At 64.8% G+C, this 26,088-nt stretch carries 23 protein-coding genes; 10 read left to right on the forward strand and 13 right to left on the reverse strand.

Annotation, left to right across the window (positions count from 1 at the left end):
* Positions 1–8 precede the first annotated feature (8 nt).
* A complete protein-coding gene (locus BLU39_RS07060) occupies positions 9–749 on the forward strand; it encodes a lysophospholipid acyltransferase family protein (protein WP_034746739.1) in 741 nt (246 codons plus the stop codon).
* Between the two features lie 44 nt (positions 750–793).
* On the forward strand, positions 794–1,717 hold the full coding sequence (locus BLU39_RS07065; RefSeq protein WP_092711438.1) for a M48 family metallopeptidase: 924 nt from the start codon (positions 794–796) through the stop codon (positions 1,715–1,717).
* 118 nt (positions 1,718–1,835) lie between these two features.
* On the opposite strand, the gene waaA is transcribed toward BLU39_RS07065, so the two are convergent.
* The 6 genes from waaA to BLU39_RS28120 all read right to left on the reverse strand — a co-directional run bounded on the left by waaA (position 1,836) and on the right by BLU39_RS28120 (position 7,453).
* Positions 1,836–3,110 (reverse strand): lipid IV(A) 3-deoxy-D-manno-octulosonic acid transferase, encoded by a 1,275-nt coding sequence (waaA, locus tag BLU39_RS07070; protein ID WP_092711440.1) that lies wholly within the window; start codon positions 3,108–3,110, stop codon positions 1,836–1,838.
* A gap of 18 nt (positions 3,111–3,128) precedes the next feature.
* A complete protein-coding gene (waaC, locus tag BLU39_RS07075; RefSeq protein ID WP_092711442.1) occupies positions 3,129–4,151 on the reverse strand; it encodes a lipopolysaccharide heptosyltransferase I in 1,023 nt (340 codons plus the stop codon).
* A 4-nt stretch (positions 4,152–4,155) separates the two neighbouring features.
* Positions 4,156–5,538, reverse strand: coding sequence for a phosphomannomutase/phosphoglucomutase (locus tag BLU39_RS07080; RefSeq protein ID WP_092711444.1), 1,383 nt, complete (start codon positions 5,536–5,538; stop codon positions 4,156–4,158).
* A gap of 115 nt (positions 5,539–5,653) precedes the next feature.
* Positions 5,654–5,962 (reverse strand): H-NS histone family protein, encoded by a 309-nt coding sequence (locus BLU39_RS07085; RefSeq protein WP_092711446.1) that lies wholly within the window; start codon positions 5,960–5,962, stop codon positions 5,654–5,656.
* A 56-nt stretch (positions 5,963–6,018) separates the two neighbouring features.
* Complete coding sequence (locus BLU39_RS07090; RefSeq protein WP_092711448.1) at positions 6,019–7,113, reverse strand: glycosyltransferase family 4 protein; 1,095 nt, start codon at positions 7,111–7,113, stop codon at positions 6,019–6,021.
* 67 nt (positions 7,114–7,180) lie between these two features.
* A complete protein-coding gene (locus BLU39_RS28120) occupies positions 7,181–7,453 on the reverse strand; it encodes a hypothetical protein (protein WP_139178193.1) in 273 nt (90 codons plus the stop codon).
* A 219-nt stretch (positions 7,454–7,672) separates the two neighbouring features.
* Between BLU39_RS28120 and BLU39_RS07095 the strand changes: the two genes are divergently transcribed.
* From BLU39_RS07095 to BLU39_RS07125, 7 genes are all read left to right on the forward strand, one after another.
* Positions 7,673–8,512, forward strand: coding sequence for a symmetrical bis(5'-nucleosyl)-tetraphosphatase (locus BLU39_RS07095; RefSeq protein WP_092711450.1), 840 nt, complete (start codon positions 7,673–7,675; stop codon positions 8,510–8,512).
* Positions 8,513–8,596: 84 nt separating this feature from the next.
* Positions 8,597–9,517: an AraC family transcriptional regulator gene (locus tag BLU39_RS07100; protein ID WP_092711452.1), complete on the forward strand. Its 921-nt coding sequence runs from the start codon at positions 8,597–8,599 to the stop codon at positions 9,515–9,517.
* Between the two features lie 129 nt (positions 9,518–9,646).
* On the forward strand, positions 9,647–10,201 hold the full coding sequence (locus BLU39_RS07105) for a carboxymuconolactone decarboxylase family protein (protein ID WP_092711454.1): 555 nt from the start codon (positions 9,647–9,649) through the stop codon (positions 10,199–10,201).
* Position 10,202: 1 nt separating this feature from the next.
* The gene (locus BLU39_RS07110; protein ID WP_092711456.1) at positions 10,203–11,288 is read left to right on the forward strand and encodes an acyl-CoA dehydrogenase family protein; all 1,086 of its coding nucleotides are present in this window, start codon (positions 10,203–10,205) and stop codon (positions 11,286–11,288) included.
* Positions 11,285–12,079 carry an ABC transporter ATP-binding protein gene (locus BLU39_RS07115; protein ID WP_092711458.1) on the forward strand — a complete coding sequence of 265 codons (795 nt, stop codon included), beginning with the start codon at positions 11,285–11,287 and terminating at the stop codon, positions 12,077–12,079. Before BLU39_RS07110 ends, BLU39_RS07115 begins: the two co-directional genes overlap by 4 nt.
* A 17-nt stretch (positions 12,080–12,096) precedes the next feature.
* The gene (locus BLU39_RS07120) at positions 12,097–13,341 is read left to right on the forward strand and encodes an ABC transporter substrate-binding protein (protein ID WP_092711460.1); all 1,245 of its coding nucleotides are present in this window, start codon (positions 12,097–12,099) and stop codon (positions 13,339–13,341) included.
* Positions 13,342–13,343: 2 nt separating this feature from the next.
* A complete protein-coding gene (locus BLU39_RS07125) occupies positions 13,344–14,108 on the forward strand; it encodes an ABC transporter permease (RefSeq protein WP_058048317.1) in 765 nt (254 codons plus the stop codon).
* Here the strand turns inward: BLU39_RS07125 and BLU39_RS07130 are convergent.
* The 6 genes from BLU39_RS07130 to BLU39_RS07155 all read right to left on the reverse strand — a co-directional run bounded on the left by BLU39_RS07130 (position 14,105) and on the right by BLU39_RS07155 (position 18,808).
* On the reverse strand, positions 14,105–14,851 hold the full coding sequence (locus tag BLU39_RS07130; protein WP_092711462.1) for a lysophospholipid acyltransferase family protein: 747 nt from the start codon (positions 14,849–14,851) through the stop codon (positions 14,105–14,107). The two genes, BLU39_RS07125 and BLU39_RS07130, sit on opposite strands and share 4 nt — an antisense overlap.
* Positions 14,852–14,958: 107 nt before the next feature.
* Complete coding sequence (locus BLU39_RS07135) at positions 14,959–16,260, reverse strand: dihydroorotase (protein WP_092711464.1); 1,302 nt, start codon at positions 16,258–16,260, stop codon at positions 14,959–14,961.
* A 24-nt stretch (positions 16,261–16,284) separates the two neighbouring features.
* Positions 16,285–17,250 carry an aspartate carbamoyltransferase catalytic subunit gene (locus tag BLU39_RS07140; RefSeq protein WP_034746695.1) on the reverse strand — a complete coding sequence of 322 codons (966 nt, stop codon included), beginning with the start codon at positions 17,248–17,250 and terminating at the stop codon, positions 16,285–16,287.
* Positions 17,243–17,767, reverse strand: coding sequence for a bifunctional pyr operon transcriptional regulator/uracil phosphoribosyltransferase PyrR (gene pyrR, locus BLU39_RS07145; protein WP_092712181.1), 525 nt, complete (start codon positions 17,765–17,767; stop codon positions 17,243–17,245). Before pyrR ends, BLU39_RS07140 begins: the two co-directional genes overlap by 8 nt.
* A 43-nt stretch (positions 17,768–17,810) precedes the next feature.
* A complete protein-coding gene (ruvX, locus tag BLU39_RS07150) occupies positions 17,811–18,209 on the reverse strand; it encodes a Holliday junction resolvase RuvX (RefSeq protein ID WP_217916667.1) in 399 nt (132 codons plus the stop codon).
* The gene (locus BLU39_RS07155; protein WP_034746689.1) at positions 18,206–18,808 is read right to left on the reverse strand and encodes a YqgE/AlgH family protein; all 603 of its coding nucleotides are present in this window, start codon (positions 18,806–18,808) and stop codon (positions 18,206–18,208) included. The genes ruvX and BLU39_RS07155 overlap by 4 nt, the downstream gene beginning before the upstream one ends.
* Before the next feature lie 386 nt (positions 18,809–19,194).
* On the opposite strand from BLU39_RS07155, the gene BLU39_RS07160 reads away from it, so the two are divergent.
* Positions 19,195–20,658 carry a cryptochrome/photolyase family protein gene (locus tag BLU39_RS07160; RefSeq protein WP_092711466.1) on the forward strand — a complete coding sequence of 488 codons (1,464 nt, stop codon included), beginning with the start codon at positions 19,195–19,197 and terminating at the stop codon, positions 20,656–20,658.
* A gap of 151 nt (positions 20,659–20,809) precedes the next feature.
* Here the strand turns inward: BLU39_RS07160 and BLU39_RS07165 are convergent, their stop codons facing one another.
* The gene (locus BLU39_RS07165) at positions 20,810–26,077 is read right to left on the reverse strand and encodes a hybrid sensor histidine kinase/response regulator (RefSeq protein WP_092711468.1); all 5,268 of its coding nucleotides are present in this window, start codon (positions 26,075–26,077) and stop codon (positions 20,810–20,812) included.
* Between the last annotated feature and the right edge of the window lie 11 nt (positions 26,078–26,088).

The raw sequence follows: 26,088 nt of genomic DNA on the forward strand, positions 1-26,088 counted from the left end.
GAACCGCATTGCGTAATATTTCCCTGTTCCTGCGATCACTGCTGTTCATGATCATCATGATCGTGGCCACCATCGTCTGGGCCTGCGTGTGCTTTTTTGCCGCGCCATTGAGCTACAACAAGCGCTATTGGGTCACCTCGCGCTGGAACGTGTTTATCCTGTGGTGCGCCAAGGTCATTTGCGGCATCCGCTATGAAGTCAAGGGCGCCGAGAACTTCCCCGACGCGCCGGCCATCGTGCTGTCGAAACACCAGTCGGCATGGGAAACCATCTTCTTGCTTCCCAGCCTGCCACGCCCGCTCGTGTATGTGTTCAAGAAGGAGATTTTGTACATCCCCTTTTTCGGCTGGGCCATGGCGCTGCTGCGCATGATCCCCATCGACCGCAAACAGGGCAAGCATGCGTTCAAGAGCGTCGTCGCGCATGGCAAGCGCCGCCTGGCCGATGGCCAATGGATTATCATGTTCCCTGAAGGGACCCGCATTCCCGTGGGCCAGGCGGGCAAGTACAAGAGCGGCGGCACGCGCCTGGCCATCGCCACGGGCGCCGTGGTGGTGCCGATTGCGCACAATTCAGGCGAGTGCTGGCCCAAGCAGTCATTCCTCAAACGCCCGGGACTGATCACCGTCTCGATAGGCAAACCGATTTCGCCGGAAGGGCAAACCCCGGACAGCATGATGCAACAGGTGGAAAATTGGATAGAATCAGAAATGCGCGTCATTTCGCCTCACGCCTACAACGCTGGCTAGACGGCATCAGCGCGGTCATCCAGGAGCCGACGCTGCGCCAGCAGATGAAGACCATCAAGGTCGGCGACCAGCAACTGGATTTGTTCGCGCATGACGTCTCGACCAGCACGCCCCCGGCGGTGCGCCCCACGGCACCGCCAGCGCCGCCCGTGGCGCCACCGGTAGTGGCGCCCGCGCCGCCCATCGTTCGCCCTGCCCCGCCTCCCCTGCCTTCCCCGCCACGCACCGCCGATGGCCCGCCATTGCGCCAGCTGCAGCTGGGCAGCCACCTCGTCGAATTCGCGCTGCGCCGCTCCACGCGCCGTTCCATCGGCTTCATGATCGACGATAACGGCTTGCGCGTGACGGCGCCCAAACGCGTCACCCTGGCCGAGATCGACAACGCCATCCGCGCCAAGCAAGGCTGGATCGTCTCGAAACTGCTGGAACGGGGCGAGCGCAAGGTGCAGCGCCAGCAGCGCCCGCCCGTGGCCTGGGTCGACGGCGCCGTACTGCCCTACCTCGGTGGCGAGATCACCTTGCGGCTGCACCAGGCGCCGCGCCACCGCGCCAGCTTCCAGCGCGAGACGAATGAGCTGCACGTATGGGTCACCCCCACGGGCAGCGAGCAGCAATTGAAGGAAAAAGTGAAAGGCTGGTTCCAGCACGAAGCGCGCCAGCTGTTCGAGGCGCGCCTGGACCTGTACGCGGACAAGCTGGGCGTGCGCTACGATTCACTGTCGCTGTCGTCGGCAGGCACGCGCTGGGGCAGCTGCACCATCGAGCGCAAGATCCGCCTGAACTGGCGTTTGATCCACTTCGCCCTGCCGCTGATCGACTACGTGGTGGCGCACGAGCTGTCGCACCTGCTGGAAATGAACCACAGCCCCCGCTTCTGGGCCACCGTGGAATCGATTTATCCCGACTACGATGGGGCCAAGCAGGCGCTCAGAAAGCGCTCGCAGGAGTTGCCTATTTTGTTCACATAGGCGCCTGTCGGATTACGCGCTCGCGCGCTAATCCGACCTACCTCCATCACGGCAGTGGTCGCGTAGGTCGGATTAGGCCGCAGGCCGTAATCCGACACCATTGTTGGCCGCACGTCCATCACGGCAGCAGCGGTTTGATAGCCGCGATGGTGCGTGGCGTGGCGCCCCGGTGCTGGTTGGCAAACGCCAGCGCCTTTTGGCCCATCGACGCCAAACGCGCACGATCCTGCAGCAAGGCCGCCGCCTGCGCCATCAGCGCATCGGCATCCGCCACCAGCGCGGCGCCGCCGGCCGCAATCGCCTGCTCGGTCACGAGCGCAAAGTTGAAGGTGTGGGGGCCGATCAGCACGGGCTTGCCCAGGGCCGCCGGCTCGATCAGGTTCTGTCCGCCCAGCGGCAGCAGGCTGCCACCGACGAAGGCGCAATCGCAGGCCGCGTAGTACGCAAACATCTCGCCCATCGAGTCGCCCAGCAGCACCTGCGTGCCCGCCGCAACGGCGTCGCCTTGCTGCAAAGCCGATCTGCGCTGCACGGCCAGGCCCTGCGCCGCGATCAATTTTTCCACTTCGTCGAAGCGCTGTGGATGGCGCGGCACGATCAGCAGCAGTACCTCAGCCGGCAAACTGGCGCGCGCCAGCGCTTCGAGGATCAGCGGCTCTTCCCCTTCGCGCGTGCTGGCGCACAGCAGCACGGGACGCTGGCCGATGGCTGCGCGCAGTGCCGCCCCCGTCGCCAGCGCCGCCTCGGGCACGACGACGTCGAACTTGATGCTGCCCGTGACGACCACGTCCTGCACGCCCAGCTGGCGCACGCGATCGGCGTCGTCCTGCGTCTGCGCCGCCACCAGGGTGATGCCGCGCGCCGCGTCGGCAATCAGTTTGCCCAGGCGCTGCGCCTTGCCCAGCGAGCGCTGCGACAGGCGCGCGTTGGCCAGCACCACGGGCACTTTGTAGCGATTGCATTGATGGATCAGATTCGGCCACACTTCCGTCTCCATCAGGATGCAGATGCGCGGCGCGAAATGGCGGATGAAACGGGCCGGCATGGCGCCCGTGTCGTAGGGCAGATAGCTTTGCACGAGGCGCGCGCCGTGCTTGGCGAACAGCACCTTGCCCGTGGCGCGCCCCGTCGGCGTCATGTGCGTGAGGACGATGCGGCACGCGGGCCAGGCGGCCAGCAAGGCATCGATCAGCGGCTCGGCCGCGCGCGTCTCGCCGACGGAGACGGCGTGCAGCCAGATGGTGTCCGTGGCAGGTGCCGGCTGGCGCCCGTAAAAGCCCAGGCGTTCGCCCCAGTGCTGGCGGTAACCGGGTTCCTGGCGTCCGCGCAGCCACAGCCGCGCCAGCACCAGGGGCAAGGCCAGCCACCAGGCAAGGGTATAAAGAAGTCGCATGATTGTTGAATGTTAAAGTCAGGCGGGAGGGTACTCTGCCAGCAGTCGCCGTGCGGCGGCCAGCACTTCCGGCACGCCGGGCGGCGCCCCCTTGTCGCCCAGGTTGATGATTTTCGGCGACCAGTTGCCTTCCGTTTTCCACAGCGGCGAATCGGCATAGATTTCCACCGTCGGGCGCACGAAGGCGGCGGCGATGTGCGTCAAGCCCGTGTCGACGCCGATCACCAGCGCCGCGTGGCGCGCCAGCAGGGTGGCGTCGCCCATCGACAGTTTCGGCAGCACGCGCGCGTTGGGCAGGCCGGCCGCCAGCACTTCCGCCTCCGCCTTTTCCTTGGGCGAACCCCAGGGCAGCAGAATCGGCATGGGAGCGAGCGCCTGGCCCAGGGCGATCCAGTGTTCCGGCGCCCACTTCTTGGCGTCGCGCGCCGTGCCGTGGAAATACACGCAATACGGTGCCTCGCCCATCCAGTCCGGGCGCGGCTCGCTGTTCGACACTTCCGGCAAGCCGAAATCGGCCGGCGTATCGACCGTGTAGCCGAGTGCCGCGCCGGCCACCAGGCGACCGCGCGCTACCGCATGCGTGCGCGGGTCGAGCGGAATGCTCTTGGTATGGAACAGGCGCGAAATGCCTTCGTAGCCGGAACCTTCGCTGCCATTGGCCAGACCGACCTTCTGTCCGCCCGGCGCCAGGCGCGCGGCGCCCATGATGATGCCCGTCTTGAGCAAGCCCTGGGTATCGAACACATAATCGTAGCGCGTCTGGCGCAGGCTGCGGAAGAAGGCGGCGATTTCCGCGCGCGTCTCCTTCTTGCCCAGGCTCTTGCGCCAGCGCCGCAGCGCGAACGGGAAGATCGTATTCACGCGCGGGTTCAGGCGCACCAGGCTCGTGTAGCCCTCTTCGACCACCCAGTCGATGGTCGCATTCGGGAAATGGCGGGCGATGTCCGCCACCATCGGCAGGTTATGCAACACATCGCCCAGCGAAGACACCCGCACCAGCAGGATTTTCAAGGGCGCCCGTGCGCCAGGTTGACCGGCCATGCTGTCAGAACGGCAGGACGGCGTCAGGCTTGGCAGCCAGGATCACGCTCTTGAACTGGCCCTGGATGCGCGCCAGCGCTGCCGGCGTTTCCGCCTCGAAGCGCATGACGATCACCGGCGTGGTGTTCGACGAGCGGGCCAGGCCGAAGCCGTCCGCGTATTCCACGCGCAAGCCGTCGATGGTGATGATCTGTTCATTGCCAGGGAAGACGGCGTCGCGGCGCAGCATGTCCATCAGCGCGACGTTCTCGCCTTCCTTCAGCTCCAGGTGCAGTTCCGGCGTGCTGTCGGACTGCGGCAGGGAATTGAGCAAGACCGAAGGATCGGCTTCGCGCGTGAGGATTTCCAGCAGGCGCGCGGCCGAATACATGCCGTCGTCGAAACCGTACCAGCGGTCCTTGAAGAAGATATGGCCGCTCATTTCGCCGCCCAGCGGCGCACCCGTCTCGCGCAGCTTGGCTTTCACCAGCGAGTGGCCCGTCTTGTACATCAGCGGCACGCCGCCATGCTTGCTGATCCACGGCGCCAGGTGGCGCGTGCATTTGACGTCGTACAAAATTTGCGCGCCAGGGTGGCGGGTCAGCACGTCGGCGGCAAACAGCATCATCTGGCGGTCAGGGTAGATGATCTGGCCATCCTTGGTGACCACGCCCAGGCGGTCGCCGTCGCCGTCGAAGGCGATGCCGATTTCGGCATCCGTCTCGGCCAGGCAGCGGATCAGGTCTTGCAGGTTTTCCGGATGCGCGGGATCGGGATGGTGGTTCGGGAAATTGCCATCGACTTCGCAGAACAGTTCGATGACTTCGCAGCCCATGCCGCGGAACAGGTCGCCCGCGAAGGCGCCCGCCACGCCATTGCCGCAATCGACGGCGATCTTAATCGGGCGCGCCAGCTTGACGTCGCCCAGGATGCGCTCGAGGTAGGCGGCGCGGATATCGTGCGTGGCATAGCTTCCCGGCTTGGCGCTGGCGCTGCCGTCGTGCGCGACGATGCTGTGATACAGCGCCTGGATCGCTTCACCGTGGATCGCTTCGCCGGCCAGCACCATCTTGAAGCCGTTGTAGTCGGGTGGATTGTGGCTGCCCGTGACCATGATGCCGGAGCGCGTGTCGAGCACATTCGTGCCGAAGTAGACCATCGGCGTGGCCACCACGCCCAGGTCGATCACGTCGACGCCTGCCGCTTGCAAGCCCTGCGCCAGCGCCGCCGTCAATTCCGGTCCCGACAGGCGGCCATCGCGGCCGATCACTACCCGCTGCTCGCCCTTTGCCAGGGCTGCCTGGCCAAATGCCTGGCCGATCTTGTGCGCCACGCTGGCATCGAGGGTTTTAGCGATAATGCCGCGAATATCGTAGGCCTTGAAGATCGTTCTGGACAATGGAAGCATGGTGTGGGCGGTATGAGTAAAGGGATAATAAAGGGATAAATAAGGGAATAAACAAGTCCCTAGCAAGGTGCAGCGCGCGGCTGGCCGCTTGCTGCTGCGCCAAGAGTATACCGAATTATACGCGCAGCAGATCGATGGACTTGCCCGATTCCACCCACTGCCTGACCCACAGCGGCTGACGGCCGCGGCCTGTCCATTGCTCACTGGCATTGTCCGGATGACGGTAACGCACCGCGACTTTACCCGTGCGCGGGTGCAAGCCATCGAGTATCAGCTGTTTCAGCGGAATGCCAGCTTGCTGCGCGATCGCCATGATCTGTTCGCGCGCCTTGTTCAAATCTTCACGTTCGCGGCTGTTTAATTCGTGCTGAACCTGGTCTTGCAATTTGCGCAGCTCCAGCATTGTCAATGTTGATAAATTCATATGTCACCTTTAACATTAATATGAATTAAAAAATGCATGAATATACACTATTCACGTTATTTCTTCTTATTCATAATCATCCAGCGTGGCGACTTGAATCGGATGATGCGGAAATATAACCAGACGTACGACACCATGAATAAAATGGAACAGAAAATCAATAAACCGGTATGCCGCCAAAGCAAGGTCGCTGGAATCACGGCCGTCAGCGAAAACAGCCACAGATAAGGTGACGTCATCGAATTGCGGCGCATCAGCGCCCGCGCCTCCTTGCGGCCTACGGTCCACTGCACAATACGGCGGAAAATCAGGCTGTGCAGATGTATGCCGTCCGGCATCACCGGTGACTTCCCTTGAATAAATGCGCGTCGATAGGCCGAGAAAAGGGTTTCAAATGCGGGATAAATCAGCAGCAGCACGGCGTACCAGGTCGATACATCAGGATTGCGCATCACCAGCAGCAGGGTCAACTCACCGAGCATGAAGCCAATAAAATAGGCGCCACCATCACCGAGGAAAATCAAGCCGACCGGATAGTTCCAGATCAAAAAACCAGTAACGGCACCGGCCACCAGCAGGGCCGAGACCAGGATGAAGGAATCGTTGACTTGCAAGCCAACATAGGCGAGCGACAGGAACATGCAGATGGAAACCACGCTGGCCAGGCCATTGAAGCCATCGATAATATTGATGGCATTGGCAATCCCCGCCACGGCCAGCACTGTGATGGGCAAGCTCAGCCAGATCAAGGGTATCGCCCAGCTGGAGAAAGGGAAATCGATGCGGTCGATGCGCGCATCGATCAGAAAATAGGCCAACAGCGCACCTGCCATGGTCAGCAGCAAGCGCCCCACGGGGCTGACTTTGCCCGTAAAGTCTTCAATGATGCCGCCAGCAAACGCGATGCCTGAGCACAACAGCAAGGACAGCATCCATTGCGTCATGGACGGCAGGCGCCAGATCGACACGAGCGCGCTGAACACCACTGCCAGGAAGATCGCCAGCCCGCCAATGCGTGCCACTGAATGGGAGTGCACTTTTTGCACGCCATGAAAATCAGAATCGAGTGCCGACCTGTGCAATCGCACCTGTTTAATAATCAACAGGGTCAACAACGCGGATGCGACAAAGCTCACGATAAAAGAAAACATTTTTATTATCAACAAAAAATCGGGCTCGCCACTAAAAAGCCATCGATAAGGTAAAAAATACGAGAAATTACGCCATACAGCCTTTAATGGCATTGTACCGACTTTGCGAATAAATCCCTATTTTCAAGCCGCCCGTCGACGCCGCCACGGCTGCTGCTATCTCAAAAAATGCCATATATCCAGTATTGCCAATAAAAAAAACCGTGTTTTTTCGCCAAAAAGATACACATGCGCGGCCCGCCACTTTGCCGCATTTTTGGCGCCGGAAAAATATTATTTTATAGGAAATATTCTCCATCCCGCTTGCGCGAATGTGTTCCAGCGTCGGAAATGCTAGCAAGGAAGTCCATGATTGCTAACAGCTTTTACCATTTGATACATTAACAATAGACTCTTTGACAATGCAACATGTAGCAGGCGGTTTTGCATGGCGGGCACGCCATTCGACACGCAAGCGTGCAACTTCAGGCATGATTCTGATTCTACTGAAAGTCTGGCGCCATCCGGGTACGTTTGCCGTCCAGCCCGATCCTCTGCCAAAAAAAATACCACACCGCTCATGAAAACCTACTTTATCGGCGATCTGCAAGGCTGCCATGCACAAACCGTCGAACTGATCGAACGGATACAAGCGGCGGCCGATGGCCCGTACCGCCTGCTGTTCGCGGGCGACCTGATCAACCGTGGCCCGGCCTCGCTGGCCACCCTGCGCCACGTGCATGCGCTGGCGCGGCAGGGCCTGGCCGACAGCGTCCTGGGCAACCATGACTTGCACCTGCTGGCCGTGGCCAACGGCATCCGGCCCGAGCATGCGTCCGACACCCTCGCCGAAATCCTCGAGGCGCCCGACCGCGAGGAGTTGATCGACTGGCTGCGCCAGCGGTCGTTGGCACTGGAACACGACGGCCATGTGCTCGTGCATGCGGGCTTGCTGCCGCAATGGAGCGCGGCCCAGGCCCTGTCCCTGAGCGGGGAAGTGTCCACCATGCTGCGCAGCGACGACTGGGTATCCTTCCTGCGCACCATGTACGGCAACGAGCCGGCCGCCTGGCGCGACGACCTGCAGGGCGCCGACCGGCTGCGCTGTATCGTCAACGCCATGACGCGGCTGCGCTTTTGCACGCCCGACGGCGTGATGGACTTCAAGATGAAGGAAAGTGGCAGCCCGCCGCCCGGTTCCGGCCTGCTGCCCTGGTTCGACGTGCCGGGCCGGCAAAGCGCCGGCGACACCATCGTCTTCGGCCACTGGTCGGCGCTGGGACTGCAGTTGCGGGAGCGCCTGATCGGCCTCGATAGCGGCTGCGTGTGGGGCGGAAAACTGTCGGCCGTGTGCCTGCAAGACCGCTCCTTGCTGCAGGTCGATTGCCCCGCCTTCCGGCAGCATAGCGGCAAGCGCTGAGCACGGCGCATATGCTTAGTCGAAATCGGTCGTTTGCCTTGCCGCGCATGGCCCGTATGATGGCGCTTTTGCCTGTGCGATCCCATGCATCCTGATACCGACAGACTGGCGCGCTGGCTGCTCGGCAGCCTGGAACTCGACACCGCCGTCCTGCACGTGGGCCAGTACTGCGGCCGCTGGCGCGCCTCCACGGCGGGCCGGGAACTGGGCAGCTTCCACCTGGTGCTCGACGGCCACTGCCATCTGCACCTCGATGGCGCGGCGCCTATCGCCCTCGGCCCGCGCGACGGCGTCTTCCTGCTGCGCGACCTGCCGCACTTTCTCAGTCCCCACAGCGATCCGCTGCAGGCGGTCAGCGCGCAGGCGATGCTGCCGCTGCAAGCGCCCACGGAGCAGCCGGCGACGGCGCTGGCCTGCGGCTTCTTTCAATTTCGCGGCGCCCTCTCCGCCCTGATCGTCGACTCGTTCCCGCCGTATCTGCTCATACGCGGCGACGCACCCGCCTTCAGCGCCGCCGCCGCGCTGTTCGACCTGATCCTGGCGGAAGCGGGCGGCGACCCGGAACAACCGTCGCCACTGATCGCGCGCCTGGTCGAACTGCTGTTCTTTTACCTGATCCGCCATGTGGCGCAGGGCGAGCAGGTGGCGGCCGGCTTGCTGTCGCTGCTGCACCAGCCCGCGTTTTCGCCGCTGCTCGAACGCATGCTCGACGCGCCCGCCGACGACTGGTCGATCGAGAACATGGCCAAGGCGGCCTGCATGTCGCGCGCCAGCTTCTGCAAGCATTTCGCCAGCGCCAGCGGCCATTCGCCGGCCCAGTTCCTGCTCCTGCTGCGCATGAAGATCGCCGCACGCCGCCTGCACGACGGCGTTTCCGTCGAACGCGCGGCCGAACTGGTGGGTTACCGCTCGCACGCCGCCTTCACGCGCGCCTTCAAGCGGGTCACGGGCGAGCAGCCGGGCGCCTATCGGCGCGACCAGCGATTGCGCCAGCTGGCCAGCTAAGCGTCAGCTGAAATCAAGGATCGCACAATCGCAGACGAACGAGCACAAAAGGACGACGCTGACGTCTGTTGCGTGCACGGCATGGCCGATATAATGGCCGGGTGACTTACCAACTTAGCAAGGTACCCCATGTCCCGTCTGACGCTGCACACCCTCGATACCGCCCCGGCCGATAGCCGCCCCTTCGTGGAAAAGGCCATCGCCAACAATGGCTTCCTGCCCAACCTGATCGGCGTTCTGGCCAATGCCCCGCTGGCACTGGAAACCTACCTGACCGTATCAAGCATCAATGCGCGCGCCAGCTTGAGCCTGATGGAACGCGAAGTGGTGCAGATCACGGCCGCGCGCATCCATGGCTGCGATTTCTGCATCGCCGGCCATAGCGCCATCTCGCTGAAAAAAGCAGGCCAGACACCGGACACGGTGCGCGCCCTGCAGCACGGCCAGCCGACGGGCGATGCGAAGCTGGACGCCGTCGCCGCCTTCGCCACGGCCGTCATCGCCACGCGCGGCGCCGTCAGCGACGTGGAATATCAAACCTTCCTGGCCGCCGGCTACAACGAGCAGCAGGCGCTCGAAGTCGTGCTGGGCATCAGCCTGGCCACCCTGTGCAATTTCTCCAACAGCCTGGCCGGCACGCCCGTCAATCCGCAATTGACGCCCTACTTGCCTGGCGCCGTCTGACATGGCGAACCTCACTCACTGGCTGCACATGCATGCCGACCAGCTCGACCAATCGTCGGAGCTGGCTGAAACCGTTTTGCCTGCCCTCGCTGGCGACAAGCTGCTGGCCATCGGCGTGCCGCAGGAACACGGCGGCGCGGGCGGCGACGTGCGCGACGCCATCGAGGCCATCGCCAAAGTGGCCGAACAATCGGTGACGGCGGCCTTTGTCTTCTGGGGCCAGCGCTGCTTCATCGAATTCCTGCTGCAAAGCGAAAACCGCGCGCTGGCCGAGCGCCGCTTGCCCGGCCTGCTGGCAGGCACGCAGGCGGGCGCCAGCGGCCTGTCGAACGCCATGAAATTCTTGTCCGGCATCGAGCAGCTGCAAATCACGGGCGCGCGCCACGCTGACGGCTTGCTCGTCGACGGCGGCCTGGCCTGGGTGACGAACTTGCGCAAGGCGGGCTTTGTCGCGGCGGCGGCCGTGGCGCCGGACGACGGCGCGCCGCCCGTCATCGTCGCCTTCGACAGCGGCAGCGCAGGCGTCAAGCGCAGCGACGACCTGGACCTGATCGCCCTGCGCGGCAGCAATACGGCATCCGTCAAGCTGGCGCAGGTGCACATCCCCGCCGCCGACATCATCAGCGACAATGCGCCGGCCTGGCTGCCGCAGGTGCGCCCATCGTTCCTCGGCATGCAGTGCGGCCTGTCGATCGGCCTGGCGCGCGCCAGCCTGGCCAAGGCGGCGCAGATTTCCGCCGGCTCGCGCAACCAGCTCACGCCGCGCATCGAAGCGCTGCAAGCGACACTGGAAAGCGCCGTCGCCACCCTGCTGGCCGGCGTGCACGATGGCCGTTTCAAAAAAGAAGCACCGGCCATGTTCCGCCTGCGCATACAGCTGGCCGACGTGCTGCAGCAAGCCTTGATGCTGGAACTGCAAGCCATGGGCGGACGCGCCTACCTGAATGCCGAGCAGCAGGGCTTTGCCCGCCGCTGGCGCGAATCGTCGTTCATCCCCATCGTCACCCCCAGCCTGACGCAATTGCAATCGGCCTTGCAGCTGTTCGACAGCCAGCAGGCGGCCAAGGCGGCGGGAGCATCGGCATGAGCGTTGCCGATTGGGCCTTGCAGGCGCAGGATCTGAGCTACGCTTACCCCGGCACGGCGCCCGTGTTCCAGCACGTGTCGCTGGGCGTGCGCAAGCGCGAAATCGTCTGCCTGCTTGGCGGCAGCGGCTGCGGCAAATCAAGCCTGCTGCGCGTGCTGGCCGGCTTGCAGCCGCCGTCCACGGGCGAGATCCAGTTCCTCGACGCTCCCATGCGCGAACCGGACCCGCGCAGCGCCCTCGTCTTCCAACAAGCCAGTCTGCTACCCTGGCTGAACGTCACGGGCAATGCCGGTTTCGGCCTGGACTTCAAGCACCAGCCGCAGCTCACGCGCGAGGCGCACCAGGCGCGCGTGGCGCAAGCCATCGAAGCGGTCGGTTTGAAAGGACGCGAAAAACTGTATCCGTCCGCGCTGTCGGGCGGCATGGCCCAGCGCGTGGCCCTGGCCCGTGCGCTGGCGCGCGAACCGGAACTGCTGTTCGCCGACGAACCGTTTTCCGCTCTTGATGCCATCACGCGCGCCGAGATGCAATCCTTGCTCGTCGACGTAGTGCACCGCTGGCATACGGCCGTGCTGCTCGTCACGCACGATATCGACGAAGCGATTCTCGTGGCCGACCGCATCTTGCTCATGGGCGGCAAGCCGGGCAACATCGTGCGCGAATGGAACGTCGCCATCGACCAGCCACGGATCGGCCACAGCGCCGACGTCATCGCCCTGAAGATGGACATCCTCGACGCCCTGCAGGCGCTGCAAAAGCAGGACCAAGCGCCCGCCTTTGCTTCCAATTAATCGACCGGAACTCTCCCATGACATTCGAAGACCACAACAAACCCCTGCACATCTGCGCCTCGTCCGATTGCGACTGCGGCCTGACGCGGCGCGATTTCCTGCGCATGTCGGCCCTGGCCACGGCCAGCGTTGCCTCGCCGCTGCTGTTCGCCGGCGACGCCATGGCCCAGCAAGGCCCGAAAGGCGACGACCAGCCCGTGAAAATCGGCTACCTGCCGATCACCGACGCCACCCCGCTGCTCGTCGCCCACGCGCGCAAGCTGTTCGAAGCGGAAGGCTTGCAGGCGGAAACGCCGCGGCTGTTCCGCAGCTGGGCGCAAATCATCGAAGCCTTCGTGGCCGGCCAAGTCAACGTCATCCACTTGCTGTCGCCGGCCACCTTATGGGTGCGCTACGGCGCCAAGTTCCCCGCCAAGGTCGTCGCCTGGAACCACGTCAACGGGTCCGCGCTGACGGTGGCCAACGAGATCAACAAGGTTTCCGACCTGGGTGGACGCACGGTCGCCATCCCGTTCTGGTACTCGATCCACAACATCCTGCTGCAGCAAATCCTGTCCTCGAACGGCTTGACGCCGGTGACGCGCGCGCGCAACGCGGCCATCAAGCCGAATGAAGTGAACCTGATCGTGCTGGCACCCGCCGAAATGGTTTCCGCCCTGGCCAGCAAGTCGATCGCCGGCTACATCGTGGCGGAGCCCTTCAATGCGGCGGTGGAAAACGCCGGCATCGGCAAGATCCTGCGCTTCTCGGGCGACGTGTGGAAAAACCATGCGTGCTGCGTTACTTTCCTGTCCGAGCGCGACATCAACACGCGTCCCGAATGGGCGCAAAAGGTCACCAACGCCATCGTCAAGGCGCAGCTGTGGACGCGCACGAACCAGGTCGACACGGCCAAGCTGCTGTCGAACGTGGGCGAGCACCGCTACACGCCGCATCCGCTGCAGGTGCTGACCAAGGTGCTGGCCACCACCGATTACGCCGGCTACGAAAAGCAGGGCCTGATCGTGCACAAGAACTGGCAGCAGCGCCGCATCGACTTCCAGCCATATCCGTTTGCCTCGTACACGGAAGAACTGGTGCGCGCCATCGGCCGCACCAAGGTGGAAGGCGATACGCGCTTCCTGGCCAACCTCGATCCGAAATTCGCCGCGCGCGACCTGGTCGATGACCGCTTCGTGCGCAAGGCCATCACGGCGGTCGGCGGCCCGGCCGCCTTCGGCTTGCCGGCCAACCTGCTGCGCAGCGAAACCGTGGCGGTCTGACGATGGCAAGCAAGCTGTTCACGAAGTTCGGCCTGCCCCTCGTGGGGCTGGCCTGTGCCTTGCTGCTGTGGTCCATGGGCGTGACGGCGCTGGAGAAATCCACGCCGATTGCCACCGCTTTTGCGCCCTTGCCCACGGCGCTGGCGTTCAAGGAGATGGTGGGCGGCGCGGATATCTGGCTGCACGTGGTATTGAGCCTGCAGCGGGTGGCCGTGGGCCTGGGACTGGCCATCGTCATCGGCGTGCCGCTCGGCGTGCTGGTGGCCATGTCGAAAAGCTTTTCCGGCGCGGCCATGCCGCTGTTCCAGCTGCTGCGCATGATTTCGCCGCTGTCGTGGATGCCGATCGCCGTGATGGTGCTCGGTGTCGGCGACGCGCCCGTGTACTTCCTGCTGGCGTTTGCGGCCGTCTGGCCTATCCTGCTCAATACGGCGGCCGGCGTGGCGCGGCTCGATCCGAACTGGCTGCTGCTGGCGCGCAGCCTGTCGGCCACGCGCAGCGAGATCGTCTTCAAGGTGATTTTGCCGGGCATCACGGCCGACATTCTGACGGGCGTGCGCCTGGCCATCGGCATCATCTGGATCGTGCTGGTGCCGGCGGAAATGCTGGGCGTGTCGGCGGGCCTCGGCTACTTCATCCTCGACACGCGCGACCGCCTCGCGTATTCGGAACTGATGGCCGCCATCGTGCTGATCGGCATACTCGGCTTCATTCTCGATTACCTGGCCCGCGCCGCGCATGCGCGCTGGCTGCACGTCAAAAATTAGGCTGCCTTGTCCAGCGGCAGCGCGGCGGCCACGGCCGCCTGCGTTGCCCCCGCCAGTTCGCGCCGGTGCGCGCCTGTCGTCGCCACCGGCGCCAGACAGGTCAGGCGCGCCGTGATGGGCGGGCCGCTCAGTATCGCCACCATGCTTTGCGCAAAGCTCATCTCGCCGATGAAATCGACGGCGTGGTGCAAGGCCCCCTGGTCATCCACATACACGAGCGCGAACGGCTGCACCGGCACTTGCGCGTCGATGGCCGCCTCGAACAAATTGGCGTGAAACGGCAGGATCTGTCCTTGCGCGGCGGTCGTGCCTTCGGGGAAAAACGCGATGCGCTCGCCCGCCGTCAACTTGTCCACCAGGCCCTGGAAAATCAGACGCAGGTCGCGCTTGCTGCCGCGCGAAATGAAGATGGTGCCGGCGCGCCCCGCCAGCCAGCCGAGGATGGGCCAGGCGCGGATTTCCGCCTTGGCGACGAAACGGCAGGGGTGGACGGCGTTGATGACGAAGATGTCGAGCCACGAGACGTGGTTCGCCACCACCATCGCATGGTCGAGGGCCGGCACGCTGTCGGCCGGCTGCGCCACGTGCACGCCGCAAATGTCGAGCAGCTGCGTCGACCAGCGGCGGATGCGCCGGTTGCGCCCTTCCAGGTCCAGCCAGGGAAAGACCACGGCGCTTTCGGCCATGCCGCAGCTCAGGTGGATGGCGATGCGCGCGAGGCGGTAGGTAAGCAGAAGTTTCAAATGACACCAACAAATTAAATAAGGCTCTCGACCCCAAGCAAAATCTGGGGTCAGACCCGGCGGGTCTGACCCCGGCTTCGACACCTTCGCTGGTGCACTAGCGGCAATTAACGCTGAAACGCCACCTGTCCGGCAACGATGGTCGCCTTGACGATGCCGCTCAGCTCATAGCCGAGGAAAGGCGTGTGCTTGCCCTGGCTGGCCAGCGAGGCCGACGACACGGTCCAGCACGCGGCGGGATCGAAGACGCAGATGTCGGCCGCTTCGCCCACGGCCAAGCTGCCGGCCGGGATGCCGGCGACACGGGCCGCGTCCGACGTGACCTTGGCCACGGCGCGCGCCAGCGGACGTGCACCCGCTTGCGGCTGGTTCAAGGCATAATCGTCGGCCCATTTCAGGGCCAAGGACAGCAGCAGTTCCAGGCCCGTGGCGCCGGGCGACGCTTCGCCGAACGGCAGCAATTTTTCATCGTCGTCGACAGGCGTGTGGTCCGAGCACATGGCGTCGACCGTGCCGTCAAGCAGGCCGGCGCGGATCGCATCGCGGTCGCGCTGGCTGCGGAACGGCGGCGTGACCCTGGCGTTCGGGTCGAAGAAGCCGATGTCGGCGTCCGTCAGGTGCACGTGGTGCACGCCCACGTCGCAGGTGACGGGAAGACCTTCGGCTTTGGCAGCGCGGATCAGTTCCAGGCCCGCCGCCGACGAAATGCGGCACAGGTGCACGCGCGCGCGGCTGGCGCGCATCAATTCGAAGATCGTGTGCAGGGCGATGGTTTCGGACATCACGGGCACGCCGGACAAGCCCAGGCGCGAGGCCAGCGGGCCGCTGTGGGCGATGCCGCCGCGGCCGATGTGCGGGTCTTGCGGGCGCAGCCAGACCGTGTAGCCGAAGGTGTTCGCGTACTGCATGGCGCGCAGCAGCACGGTCGTGTCTTCGATCGGCTCTTCGGCCTGCGCGAAGCCGATGCAGCCCGCTTCCGTCAGTTCCGCCATTTCCGTCAGCGACTGACCTTTCAAGCCCATGGTCAGTGCGCCCAGCGGGTGCACGTGGGCCTTGTTCTGCGTCTTGGCTCGGTATTTCAGCATCTCCACCAGGCCCGGCTCGTCCAGCACGGGATCGGTATCGGGCGGGCACACCAGGCTGGTGACGCCGCCTTGGAGGGCCGCCTGCAATTCCGATTCCAGGGTCGCCTTGTATTCGTAACCCGGCTCGCGCAGGCGCGCGGACAGGTCGACCAGGCCGGGGGCAACCACCAGGCCGGCCGCGTCAAACGTCGTGTCGGCGGTGAAGCCGGCCGGGGCGCTGCCCACGGCCAGCACCTTGCCGTCGGCGATAAACAGGTCTTGCAAGCCATCGATGCCGTTGGCAGGGTCGATCAAATGGCCGTTCTTGATATGTAGTGTCGTCATGCTCGCTTACTCGTCCTTGGGCTATCAGCCCTGATTACCAGCCAAAATACTCATCACCGCCATGCGCACGGCGATACCGAAGGTCACCTGCGGCAGGATCACCGCCTGCGGACCGTCGGCCACGGCCGAATCGATTTCCACGCCGCGGTTCATCGGGCCCGGATGCATGACGATGGCATCCGGTTTCGCCAGCGCCAGGCGCTCGGGCGTCAAGCCGTAGCTCTTGAAATATTCCTGCGCCGACGGCAGCAGCGCGCCGCTCATGCGCTCGTTTTGCAGGCGCAGCATGATGATCACGTCGACGCCTTTCAAGCCTTCATCCATGTTGGTGAAGGTGCGCACGCCCATCTGTTCCAGGCCGCCCGGCAGCAGGGTGTGCGGGCCGATGGCGCGCACTTCCGGCACGCCCAGCGTGGTCAGCGCATGGATGTCGGAACGGGCCACGCGGCTGTGCAGGATGTCGCCCACGATGGCCACCGTCAGGTTGGTGAAATCCTTCTTGTAGTGGCGGATCGTGTACATGTCGAGCAAGCCCTGGGTCGGGTGCGCGTGGCGGCCATCGCCCGCGTTGACGACGTGGACGTGCGGCTGCTTGGTGTCGATCAGGTGCTTGGCGATCAGGTAGGGCGCGCCCGACTGCGCGTGGCGCACGACGAACATGTCGGCATGCATGGCCGACAGGTTGTCGATGGTGTCGAGCAGGGACTCGCCCTTGCTGGCCGACGAAGCCTGGATGTTCAGGTTGATGACGTCGGCCGACAGCCTTTTTGATGCGATTTCAAAGGTGGTGCGGGTGCGCGTGGAGTTTTCAAAGAACAGGTTGAAAACGCTTTTGCCGCGCATCAGCGGGACCTTTTTCACGTCGCGGTCGGAAATACCGACGAACGAGGAAGCCGTGTCGAGGATGTGGTTGACGATAGACTTCGGCAAGCCTTCAATCGTCAGCAGATGTTGCAGTTCGCCGTGTTTATTCAGTTGCGGATTAAGCATGGTGGGTATCTAAGGTGAGCGTGAATTTTCCATCGTCGACTTGCTTCAGGACCAGGGCCTGGCCCGCTGGCACGGCAGTGTAGGCGGCCACGAAATCGGCGGCCACCGGCAGCTGGCGTTCGCCGCGGTCGACCAGGGCCGCCAGCATGATCTTGGCCGGGCGGCCATAGTCGAACAATTCATTGATGGCCGCGCGCGTCGTGCGGCCCGTGTACAGCACATCGTCGACCAGCAGGATGGTGGCGCCGGCCACGTCGAAACCGATTTGCGTCGGCTTGACGTCCGCATGCAAGCCCTTCTGGGCGAAGTCGTCGCGGTAGAACGAGACGTCGAGCACGCCCAGGCGGTCGAGCAGGTTCAGGTCGCGCGCCAGGCGTTCGGCCAGCCAGGCGCCGCCCGAATGGATGCCGACGATGGCCACGTTGGGGATGCCCGCCAGGCCGCTCTGCACTTGCTGCAGCAAGACCGCATACAGGGCCTCGGCGTCGAGTTGGGAAGGATTCGTAGGTTGCGGCATGGAGTTCTTGATCATTCAGGAATGGGCCAAAAAGGTCAGATTATTAATAATTCGCGTCGAAATACTGTTGCAGGATGATGGCAGCGGCGCGGTCGTCGATGACTTCGCCGCGCCTGGCGGCGATGACGGCCGAGGAATAGCGCTCGTCGACCAGTTCCACGGGCAGGTTGAAACGGCCGTGCACCTGGTTGGCGAAACGGCGGCAGCGCGCGCTCATCTCGTGTTCCGTGCCATCGGGATGGCTGGGCAGGCCCACCACGATGCGGCTCGCGCCCCACTCCTTGATCAGGCTATCGATGGCGGCGAACTTCGGCTCGTTCGCCGTGGCCGTGATCACGCTGAGCGGCTTGGCCTGGCAAATCATGGTATTGCCGATGGCAACGCCGATGCGTTTCAAGCCGAAATCGAAGGCGAGGATGGTGTCGATGGCGTCACCGCTCATGCGTGGCCAGCCTCGCTCGCCAGCATGAGGGGGTCGATGCCCAGCAATTTGATGGCCGCCACGTAGCGCTGCTCGATGGGGAAATCGAACAGGATGTCGGCCGAGGCGCCCACCGTCAGCCAGCCGTTGCGGCCGATCTCGTCTTCCAGCTGGCCCGGGCTCCAGCCCGAGTAGCCGATGGAGACGAGCATGCGCTCGGGACCATCGCCCTTGGCGACGGCTTCGAGCACGTCGATCGAAGTGGTAAACGCCACTTCATCGGTCACCGTCAGCGACGAGGAGTAGCGCGCGCCCGGCGTATGCAGCACGAAGCCGCGGTCATCCTGCACGGGGCCGCCGAACATGATCGGTTCATTGATGATGGGCGTGTCGCTGCCGGCCGCCAGTTTCAGGTCGATGCGGTCGAACAGCACTTCCATGGTCATGTCGGTGGGCTTGTTGATGACGACGCCGAGCACGCCGTTTTCATTGTGTTCGCACACGTACACGACCGTGCCGCCGAAGATCGGATCTTGCATGGCCGGCATCGCAATGAGGAAATGGTTGGCCAGATTCAGGGTGGAGGAACCGGTCGCGGCCGGTTCTCCCACACCCTGCATCAGACGATGTCCTGGTAGAGTCTGGTCGATTTTACTCTTTTTCATACGCGATGCTCTCTCTGTGGGCTTGCTGGCAAGTCTCGCTTACCCCGCTATCGTACGCCTGGCGCAAGCTGCCGCGAATCTTGGGCGGCGCGCACCGTGGTGCCAGGCGTTATTCTTGTTATCTTATAAATTAATGATCAATTCGCTATGCTTGCGGGCGCATTTCGATGCCAATTGTAAAATTGATTGCAAAATCGCTGTCGCACATAAAGCGCCACGAACATACCCGGTAGTTTACACTGAATTGCCGCCGCAGCGACGCCAAAGGCACGACGCGAGCGGCCATAAAGCCCTGTTGGCGGCAAAAAATAGCCTATCTTTGACACTGAACACGCGAAATAATGACAATCAAGACTTCCCTGGTGTGGTTCCGGCGCGATCTGCGCGCGTTTGACCATGTTGCACTGCATCACGCCCTGCGCCAGAGCCAGGCCGTGCATTGCGTCTTCGTGTACGACACCGCCATCCTGGCTGCGCTGCCGCGCCGCGACCGTCGAATCGATTTCATCCATGCCAGCGTGGCCGAGCTGGCCAGCGAGCTGCGCCAGCTCGGTGGCGACCTGATCGTGCTGCACGCGGACGCGGCCGAAGCCATCCCGCGCCTGGCGGCCGAATTGAACGCCGACGCCGTCTTTGCCAACCACGACTACGAGCCGCAAGCGATCGCCCGCGACGCCACGGTGGCGGCCGCGCTCACGCGCGACGCGCGCCTGTGGTTCAGCTTCAAGGACCAGGTGATCTTTGAAAAGGACGAAGTGCTGACCTTGTCGGCCAAGCCCTACACCGTCTACACGCCGTACAAGAATGCCTGGCTGAAGAAAATGCGCGCCGAACCCGGCTGCCTGGCGCCGTTCGACATCGAGCCGCACGCGGCCAGCCTGGCGCCGCCGCGCGCCGGCACGCCGGCGCCCCTGCCCACCCTGGGCGAACTGGGTTTCGAGGCGAGCAACCTGGCCGAACTGGCCATTCCCACCGGTATGTCGGGCGCCAGCACGCTGTTTGACGATTTCCTGGCGCGCGTGGCCCGCTATGACGTGGCGCGCGATTTCCCCGCCCTGAAGGGGCCGTCCTACCTGTCCATGCATTTGCGCTTCGGCACCGTGTCGCTGCGCTACCTGGTGCGCACCATCGTCGACCTGATGGACCGGGGCGGCGGCGGCGATGGCGCGCCCGTGTGGCTGGCAGAACTGATCTGGCGCGATTTCTACGCCATGATCTTGTACCAGAACCCGCACGTGGAAGGCGGCGCCTTCAAACCGGCCTACGACGCCATCGCCTGGGCAACCGGGCTTGAGGCCGATGCCGCCTTTGCCGCCTGGTGCGAGGGGCGCACCGGCTACCCGCTGGTGGACGCGGCCATGGCGCAGCTGAACCAGACGGGCTATATGCACAACCGCCTGCGCATGGTCACGGCCTGCTTTTTGATCAAGGATCTGGGTATCGACTGGCGCCGCGGCGAAGCGTACTTTGCGCTGCACCTGAACGACTTCGACCTGGCCTCGAACAACGGCGGCTGGCAATGGGCTTCGTCGTCGGGCTGCGACGCGCAGCCCTACTTCCGCATCTTCAATCCCATTACGCAGTCGGAAAAATTCGATGCGGGCGGGCGCTTCATCCGCCGCTACCTGCCGCAACTGAAGGCGCTGGGCGACAAGGAAATCCACGCGCCCTGGCTGGTGCCGCGCATGCTGCTCGAGCAAAAAAACATCGTGCTGGGACGCGATTATCCGGAACCGCTGGTGCAGCACGACGAGGCGCGCAAGGAGACGCTGGAACGCTATGCCGTGGTGAAGGTGGTGGCGTAGTCAGGTAATTGATTGGCATTACGGTGATGTCGGGTTACGCGCTGCGCGCTAACCCGACCTACCCGACTTGCGTCGTCAATCAACAGGCGTAGGTCGGATTAGCGGGGCAAGGCCCAGCGTAATCCGACAACATTGTTGGCATTGGCGCCGGTTACGCCACGCCGTCGCTCAACAACCGCCCCACCTCCGCCAGCAATTCGTCCTCCTGGAACGGCTTGCCGAAATACGCATTCACGCCCAGCTCGAACGCGTGCGCGCGGTGCTTGTCGGCGCTGCGCGAGGTGATCATGATGACGGGAATGGCGCGCGTCTTGTCGTCGCTGCGCACATTGCGCGTCAAATCAAAACCGTCCATGCGCGGCATTTCCACGTCGACCAGCAGCATGGCCGGCATGGCGGCCGCTTCCAGCGCATGCAGCTGCTCCAGCGCATCGAGGCCATCCTTGGCCAGCATTACCTGGTAGCCTTCACGCTCGAACAGGCGCTGCATCACGCGGCGCACCGTCAGCGAATCGTCGACCACCATCACGCGCACGGCTGGCGCTTCCAGCGCGCTCGTAGCGGCATGCTGCTCGCTGCTGGCCAGCGCATACTGCGACAGCAGTTCCGGATGGTGCTCGAGGTGCTGCGCCAAAGCCACCGGATTGAGGATCAGCACGATGTCGCCCGTGCCCAGCACCGTGGCGCCGGCGATGCCCGGCATGCGCGCCAGCTGCGGGCCCACGTGCTTGACCACGACTTCGCGGTTGCCCAGCACGTCATCGACCTGCAAGGCCAGCCTGTCATTGCCATTCCGGAGCAACAGCACGGGCGCATGGCGCTGCGTGGCCTGCGCCGCCGGCGTCTCGCCCAGCATGGCCGACAAATGATGCAGCGCCAGCGACTGCCCGTGCGACTCGATGCGCCCGGCCGCCCGCACCTGCTCCAGCTGCTCGCCTTTCAGGTGCAGCACCTGCTCCACCAGCACCGATGGCAAGGCATACGTCTTGCCGCTGGCCGCCAGCAGCACCACCTGGGTGACGGCCAGGGTCAGCGGCAGGTGGATGGTGAAGCGCATGCCCAGGCCCGCCTGCGTCAGCGTTTCCACTCTTCCGCCCAGGGCCAGCGCTTCGGAGCGCACGATATCCATGCCGAAACCGCGCCCGGCCAGTTCCGTCAGGCTGTCGGCGGTGGAAAAACCGGGCGTGAAAATCAGCTCGGCCGCCTGCGCGTCGGTCAATGGCGCGTCCGTCGCCACCAGGCCGGCGCCGTGTGCCTTGGCGCGGATGCGTTCCAGGTCCAGCCCCGCGCCATCGTCAGAAAAGCTGATCGCCACTTCATTGCCCTGCTGGCTGACCTGCACCAGCAGCTCGCCCGTTTCGCTCTTGCCCGCGGCCAGGCGCGCATCGCGCGGCTCGACGCCGTGCACGATGGCGTTGCGCAGCAAGTGTTCGAAGGGTGCGGCCATGCGTTCGAGCACGCTGCGGTCGATTTCCACGCCACCGCCGCGGATGTCGAGGTTGACGCGCTTGTCGACTTCCTTGGCGCTTTGCCGCGCCACGCGGAACAGGCGTTCGGCGATACTGGCAAACGGCACCATGCGGATCTGCATCAGGTCGCGCTGCAGCTCGCGCGTCAGGCGCGCCTGCAGCACCAGATCGTCCGTCACCGCGTCGACGCTGTGGCGGAGGTTTTCGTGGAACGAGGCCACGTCGTTGACGCTTTCGGCCATCATGCGCGTGAGTTCCTGCAGGCGCGTAAAACGGTCGAATTCGAGCGGGTCGAATTCGCGCTCGCTGCCGACGGCCATGCGCGAGGCGATCTGCGATTCGGCCTGCATTTCCACTTCGCGCAGCTGGCGCCGCAAACGGGCCAGGTTGTCGGAAAACTCGGACAGCGAAGCGCCGAGCACGCCCACTTCATTTTCCATTTTGGAGCGCGTGATCGACACTTCGCCGGCCTGGTTCACGAGGCGGTCGAGGATATCGGCGCGCACGCGCACCAGGGCCGCCTTCGGTTCGGCGGCCGGCGTGTCTTCCATGCCCGGCAAGGGCAGCAAGGGCTGCTGCAATTGCTCGAACAGGTGCAGCGCATGGTCGTAATGGGCCAGCAACTCCTCGAAGGCCTGCGGCGTGGCGGTGCCCGCGTGCAGCATGTTTTCGATATGCGTCTCGATTTCATGCGCGTGCTGGCCCAGGCGCATGGCGCCGGCCATGCGCGCGCTGCCCTTGACCGTGTGCAGGGTACGCAGCAGCATCTGCGCCTGGCCGCTGTCGTGCGGCTGCTGCTGCCAGCTGCGCAACGCCTCGCCGATGCGCGGCAGCAGGTCGGCGCCCTCTTCCAGGAAGACGGACAATAAATCGAGGTCAAGTTCATCGCTGATGCCGGCGCTGGCCGCCAGCAGCGCAGCCGCATCGGCCGGCATGATGGCGGGCGCCGGCGCTTCCGGCGCCGCGTGTTCCAACGGCGGCGCGTGCTCGAAACCGGCGTCGAACAGGTCGTCGCTGTCCTGCACTGGCGCCGGCAATTCGGCAGCCTCCGGCTGCAGCGCGTCGGCGACGATGCTCGCATACGTCGCTTCGAACAGGGTCTCGAGCTGCGGCGGCGGGACTTCGGCGACCGGCTCGGCGGGCTGCGCCGGCGCGCCGACGATGCTGGCGTAAGCGGCCGCGAACAGGGCGTCGAGCCGCTCTTCCTTGCCCTCGCCGGGCGGCGCCGTCAGGGCGCGCCACAGGGTGTTGAGCGCTTCGATCATGTCCGGCTGCGTTGGCGCCAGGTCGCCCAGCGCAAACGCCTGCAGCATTTGCCCGATGCGCTGCGTGGCCTGTTCCAGCACGTCGTGCTGTTCGGCGCGCAGGCCGGCCAGCGGCGGCACCACCGTTTCGATCACCGTTTCGAGCTCGTGCGCCAGGTCGCGCAGGGACTGGAAGCCCACCGTGCCCGACGTTCCCGCCAGCGTATGCACGGCTTGCAGCGCTTCCGCGCTGACGGCGCGCTGTTCATGGCGCCATTCGCCGAAATCGCGCGTGAGCACGCGCAGCAATTCGTCCGTCTCGGCCAGGTAGATGTTGTACAAGGGTAGACTGATGCGCAGGTCGCCCACATGCTTGAGGTGATCGTCCGGCGCTTCGTGCAGCGCGGGCGCCGTGGCCAGGGGCAGTCCGATCACATTGCCATTGCTGGCCACCGGCGCGGCCGGGCGTGGCTTGCGCAGTTCGAACGGTCCGCCTTCGCGCACGCGCTCGGCCGCCGCCAGCAGCATGCCGGGCTCGCGCTCGCGCCCCGCGCCACCTTCCAGTTGGGCCACCCACTCGCTGAGCTGGTACCAGCCGTAATTGAGCAAGGTAAACAAGTCGTCGCTGACGGGCCGCGCCTCGGCCAGCCAGGTATTCATGACGCGTTCGATGGCGCCGGCCGCTTCGGCAAACTGCGCCAGGCCGATCATGCGGCTGCTGCCTTTCAGTGTGTGGAAGGAGCGGCGCAGCATGGCCAGGTGGTCGCCGCTGGCGGCCTGCTCGCGCGGCAGGGCCAGGGTGGTGTCGATGAAGGCCAGCACTTCGCGCGCTTCGGCGATGAAAATGTCGAGCATCTCCGCGTCGACATCGGTCACTGCCGGCGCGGCATCCATGCCGGCAGGCGCGGCGGGCGCCAGGGCCTGGTCAAGCAAGGGAACGGGGCCGGCGGCGGCGACTTTTTCAAATGGCAGGGCGCGGAAGGTGCCGGCGGCCGCGTCGAAATGGAAACGCCCGCTGGCCGCCTGCGCGTTGCGGCCCAGCATATCGGCAAAAAAGCCCAGCGCGCTGACATTTTGCGCGATCTCGTCGAGCGCCTCGGCGCGCGCATCCGCGTTGGCTTCCGCCTTGGCGTCGGCACCGGCCAGCTGCCGCACGGCCGCATCGACCTGCAGCACGGCGGCGCGCGCGTCTTCCTGTGCCAGCCCGGCCAGCTGCTGCTGCAACTGCTCCAGCACGGGCGCGACGCCATCGAGCGCCCCCGCCGTCCCCGTACCAACCGCATCCGCGTAATACGCATTGAGCACTTTTTCCACCTGGCGCAAGCCCGTCTTCATTTCCTCGGCCAGCGCGGCCACCGTCTGGCCCTGTTCGATCTGTCGCGACAGCTCGCCTGCAGTAACAGGCGGCGGCGCTTCGCCAGCCAGCAGCGCCTGCAGGCGCGCGGCGATGGTTTCCGCGTTGCCCGCGAAATCGTCGGGCAGGCGGCGCAGCTGCTCCAGGCCCGTGTCGGCAAACAGCAGCGCCATGCCGATTTCATTTTCCAGGGCCGCGCTGCGCCCGCTGGCCACGGCTTGCCGCGCCACGGCCGCGCATTCGCGCAGCAGGCTGGCCAGGGCCGGCTGCTTCAAGGTCTCCACATGCGCCGCCACTTCTTGCAGCGACGTGTCGAAATCCGTGCCCAGGGCCGGATCGAGGTCGGCTTGCGCCAGGCGGCTCCAGCTGGCGCGCGCCTGCGCCAGCGCCGCGCGGGCGCCTTGCAAGGCGTCCTGGTCGACCTGGCCGTAGCGCCGCGCTTCCACATCGGCGGGCAGCATGCCTTCCAGGGCGAAGGCGGCGCGCAGCTGGCGGGCCTCCGGCGTCGGTTCGTGTGCCGCGGCGATGAAGAACAGGGCATCGCGCAGCATTGATTCAGGCAGGCTGGCCGTCCCCTGTGCCAGGCGGCGCAATTGCAGGTTGATCAGGCCGAACAGCTGCTTGACGTTGAGCGTGCCCATGCCCTCGCCGCTGGCCGCCAGCCCGGCAAACGCCTGCATGGCGAACCAGAAGGTGCGCGCCGGCGCGTCCTGCTGCGCGTCGGCCACCAGGGTCAAGGTGGCGTGCAGGTCGCCCGCATGCTGGCGCCGCGCCGCGTCATCCTGCGCCTTCAGGAAGGGCAGCAAGGATTTTTCAAAGCGCCCGCGCCAGGCCGGGTAATCGCGCACCGGGGGCGATTGCGCCAGCGCGATGGCATGCCCTTCCAGCGGCGACGCTGGCGGGAAAAACAGGTCGGCCGGGTGGATGCGTTCGGCGCCCAGCATGGTTTGCAGGTCGCGGTAATAGGGGAACAAGCGCGCCGGCTGCGGCTGCGTGCCGGCCACCAGGTCTTCCAGGTATTCGCCCAGGGCCTGATACAGTTCGGCGACGACCTGCGCATGGTCCAGCGTGTATTCGAGGCTGCCGTCGCGAAAGCGCGCCAGCGCCTGTTCCGCGGCGTCCGTCAGCAGGCTGGCGCCGGCCACGTCCACCATCACCAGCGCGCCATGCGCCTGGTGCAGGTGCGAGCGCGCATGCTGCAGGGCCGTGGCGCGTTCCTCGCGCTCGCGGCCACCCGCCTCGAACAGGGCCGTTTTCGAGCGGCCCAGCGCTTCGCGGATTTCCACCATCACCCACGACAGAGGTTCGCTGTCGAACGGCTTGGACTGCTGCGGACTATCTGGTTTGCTCATGCATGCCTCGG

The sequence above is a fragment of the Janthinobacterium sp. OK676 genome (genome assembly GCF_900103595.1).
In the GTDB taxonomy this organism is placed as follows: Bacteria; Pseudomonadota; Gammaproteobacteria; order Burkholderiales; family Burkholderiaceae_D; genus Janthinobacterium.